The organism is Intestinibacter sp. (assembly GCF_051866655.1).
Taxonomy (GTDB): domain Bacteria; phylum Bacillota; class Clostridia; order Peptostreptococcales; family Peptostreptococcaceae; genus Intestinibacter.
Genome location: NZ_JBJDXL010000180.1, coordinates 1,143 through 5,239, shown reverse-complemented (window position 1 = coordinate 5,239; position 4,097 = coordinate 1,143). Strand labels below are relative to the sequence as shown.

3 protein-coding genes are annotated in these 4,097 nt (G+C 30.1%); all 3 read left to right on the top strand.

Annotated elements, in window-relative coordinates; genetic code table 11:
• Positions 1-129: 129 nt before the first annotated feature.
• Positions 130-609 carry a hypothetical protein gene (locus tag ACI3VO_RS05485; protein ID WP_439756943.1) on the top strand — a complete coding sequence of 160 codons (480 nt, stop codon included), beginning with the start codon at positions 130-132 and terminating at the stop codon, positions 607-609.
• A gap of 668 nt (positions 610-1,277) precedes the next feature.
• On the top strand, positions 1,278-2,531 hold the full coding sequence (locus tag ACI3VO_RS05480; RefSeq protein ID WP_439756942.1) for a Glu/Leu/Phe/Val family dehydrogenase: 1,254 nt from the start codon (positions 1,278-1,280) through the stop codon (positions 2,529-2,531).
• Between the two features lie 263 nt (positions 2,532-2,794).
• On the top strand, positions 2,795-4,097 hold a 1,303-nt coding region (locus ACI3VO_RS05475), incomplete at its 3' end, for a leucine-rich repeat protein (protein WP_439756941.1).

Below are 4,097 nucleotides of genomic sequence, written 5' to 3'. Positions count from 1 at the left end.
TGGGTTAATATACTTATAGAAAATATATCCAGAAGCATATATAATTAAATTAACAAAAGATAAGAAAACAAAAAATAATAAAAACGATAAAAAAATTAAAAAATTAATTAATTTTAGGGGGTAGTGGATATGAACAAATTATTCAGAAACGACTTAGATAACAAAATGTTTAGAGATTTAGTGTTATCATTTACAGTTTGCTTCACTTATGTAACATACAGCAGCTTAGTAGCAGGTATGACAAACGGAATTATAATTTCAATGGCAGCAGCAGGATTTTTCACTTTAGTAAGTGAAATAGTTAGAAACTTAGTTGAAGTAGATTTAGAAATTAAAAAATCACTTTCAAAACAAGAAGTTGCTAGAAAATATCAAATGAGATTAGTATTAAGAGATTCAATAGTAACATTTGTATTATCTTACGGATACATGACTGGTTCATTAGTAGCAGGCGCATCTTTTATGAGTGCAATACCTTACGTAGTAGCAGCATTAGTACCAACTTTAATAGTAGCAGTTTTCAGTAAAGAAATGAGAGCTCCATTCTTAAGAGAATACAGAGAACACGATGCAGTTACTAGAGAATTTGAATTAAGAAGAGTAGCATAATAATTTAAGTAAAATTGAAGAATATTATATATTAAGATCCTATGCAAAGTGATTTGTATAGGATCTATTTTATTTTAAATTATTTTGTAAAAAAATTATAATAAAATATGATGCTTGGTAGAGTACACTTTATTAAATATAATTAAATTGATTGAAATACATAAAAAAAATAACAAAATAGAAAAATAATAATATTTAATAATCATCAAAATGTATATAAATATATAAATCATATATACAAATGAAAAAACTTTTTATAAAAGCTCATAAAACTATATCAAAAATTGTAAAATTAAAGGATTTATATCGACTAATATCGCTATTATTCGACAGAGAATGGAGAAAAAAGAAGAAACTGAATTGATTAAATATTTAAAATATTCAATAAAAATAAATTAATATGGGAAAATGTTTTTTTAGGATGTGCTAAATATCAATAAAAAATCAAAAAAATGTAATTAATCTGATGCTTAGATAAAAAACAAAAATATTAAATAAAATTTTTTTAAAATATAAAATAAATAATCAATTGAATAAAAATTCAATTACACATAAAAAAAAAATATGATATAATATAGTCATGATTAAAGGAAAGAAATGACATAAATGGAAATGACAACTAAACAAAATTTTAAAATTTATGTAAAAATTTAGGGGGGCTTATAAAAATGGCTGAAAAAACTTTAAATGTATTTGAAATTGCACAATTACAAGTTAAAAATGCTTGTGATAAATTAGGAACTGATCCTGCAGTTTATGAATTATTAAAAAATCCACAAAGAGTTATGGAATTCAACTTCCCAGTTAAAATGGATGATGGAACTATAAAAACTTTCACTGGATATAGATCTCAACACAACAACGCTTGTGGACCATACAAAGGTGGTTTAAGATTCCATCCAAACGTAACTTTAGACGAAGTGAAAGCGTTATCAACTTGGATGACTTTCAAATGTGGTGTAACTGGTATACCATATGGTGGAGGTAAAGGTGGTATGGCCATCGATCCTAACGACTACTCTAAAGGTGAATTAGAAAGAATATCTAGAGGATTTGCTGCTGCTCTTGCTCCATTCGTAGGAGAAAAAGTAGACGTTCCTGCTCCAGACGTAAATACTAACGGAGAAATAATGTCTTGGATGGTTGACGAACATGCAAGAGTAACTGGAGAATTTGCTCCTGGTGTATATACTGGTAAACCAGTTGATTTCTATGGTTCATTAGCTAGAACTGAAGCTACTGGATACGGTGTTGCTATGATGGCTAGAGCTGCATTAGCTAAAGTTGGTATAGATATAAATGGTGCTAAAGTTGCTTTACAAGGTTGTGGTAACGTTGGTAGTTACACAGGTATGTATATAGAACAATTTGGTGCTAAAGTTGTTATAGTTGGTGACCACACTGGTACTATATACAACCCAGATGGTATAGATATGAAAGCTTTAATGGCTTACATCCCTACTACAGCTGCTAGAGGTGTTAAAGGATTCCCAGGTGCTGAACCTACAGATGAAAACGTATTATTAGCAGACGTTGATTTATTAATGCCATGTGCATTAGAAAACCAATTAACAGCTGAAAACGCTAACGATGTTAGAGCTAAAGTTATATGCGAAGGTGCTAACGGACCTACTACTCCTGGTGCTGATGAAATATTCGCTAAGAGAGGAATAACTCTAGTTCCAGATATACTAGCTAACAGTGGTGGTGTTACTGTTTCTTACTTCGAATGGGTACAAAACTTACAAAGAGATTCTTGGTCATTTGAAGAAGTTCAAGCTAAACAAGAAGTTGCTATGCATAAAGCATTCGAAGCTATATGGGCAATCAAAGAAGAATATGGCGTAGATATGAGAACTGCAGCTTACATGTCTTCTATCAAGAGAGTAGCAGACGCTATGAAACGTAGAGGATGGTATTAAGATTTAAAGATAGAATTTAAGCCTATCATGGATATATAAATTTTGAATATGGGAAGATGAGTTGAAGAAATTCGATTCATCTTCTTTTTTTTTACAAAAAAATAAAAAAAAGTGGCGAATTTTTTGCAAAAATATAGTCTTATATATTAAAGGGGAAAAAATAGATAAGTATCAAATTTGTTACAAATAGTTGGAAATAATAGGAAAACGTATTCAAATGTGATACTATAAAATTACTTACAAAAAAAGGGGGAATTTATCTTATGATAAAACAATTTAAAAAATCTGCATGTTTTTTAACAGTATTAAGCTTGTTACTTTCTTTTGGCTTTAGCTCAGGAAGCTCTTATGCAATGGAAAAACAAACTAAAGGTCATGCTACTTCAAAAGCATTATCAAGTTCACAAGTAATGGATAGTTATGAAGATGATTATTCTCTAAATATTGATTGGGGATTTGATGAAGAAGAATATTGGGACAGTGAAGAAGATGATCCTGAAGAAAATGGTTTCTATTACATAGTAAACGACAGAAATGAAGCTGTAATAACTTGCTATTACGATGTTGATTATGACGAAAATGATGAAGAAATCATTAGAGATAAGGATGTAGTTATTCCAAACACTCTTGGTGGATATCCTGTTACAATGATATATGATTCTGCATTTTCTGTGTTAGAAATCACTGAAAGTATTACAATACCAGAAGGAGTAAAGGTTATAGGTGAAGAGGCATTTTCTGGTTGTGATAAGTTAAAAACAGTAAGCATACCAAGTACAGTTACAGCTATAGATGCTTTTGCGTTTTCTTGGAATGAAGATTTAGAAAAAATAGTTATACCTGATAATGTAGTTGAAATAGGTATAGGTGCTTTAGCAATGAATCAATCTTTAAAAGATGTAACATTACCAAGTAATATGAAATCTATTCCAGCAGGTCTATTTGTATATTGTGAAGCTTTAGATAAAATAGATATACCAAGTGGTGTTACAGAAATAGAAGAGGCTGCTTTTGGAGGAACAGGATTTACTGAATTTACAGTACCAGATACTGTTACTACTATAGGAGACAACGCATTTGCATTATGTGAAAATTTAGTTAAGGTTACAATACCAAAATCAGTTACTAAAATAGGTCAAGGAATATTTGAAGAATGTGCAAAAGAAGTTACAATCTATGGTGAAAAAGGTTCATATGCACAAACTTATGCAAATAACAATAAAATACCATTTAAAACAATAAACGGTGAACCAATAGAAGATCCTAGTGAAGTAATAGCAACAGGAGTGACAACAGCAGGATTAAACGTAAGAAAAGGAGCATCAACAAGCTATGCTAAGATAGGCTATTTGGCAAAAGGAACAAAGATAGAAATAGTACAAAAATTATCAAATGGCTGGTATAAAATAAAATACAACGGTTCATATGGATATGTATCAGGAAAATATGTAAAATTAGATGGACAAGCTAGCGAAGTAATAGCAACAGGAGTGACAACAGCAGGATTAAATGTAAGAAAAGGAGCATCAACAAGCTATGCTAAGATAGGCTATTTGGCAAAAGGAA

Coding starts and splice junctions, on each gene's coding strand:
- ACI3VO_RS05485 (WP_439756943.1), top strand. CDS start 130: ATGAACAAATTATTCAGAAACGACTTAGATAACAAAATGTTTAGAGAT.
- ACI3VO_RS05480 (WP_439756942.1), top strand. CDS start 1,278: ATGGCTGAAAAAACTTTAAATGTATTTGAAATTGCACAATTACAAGTT.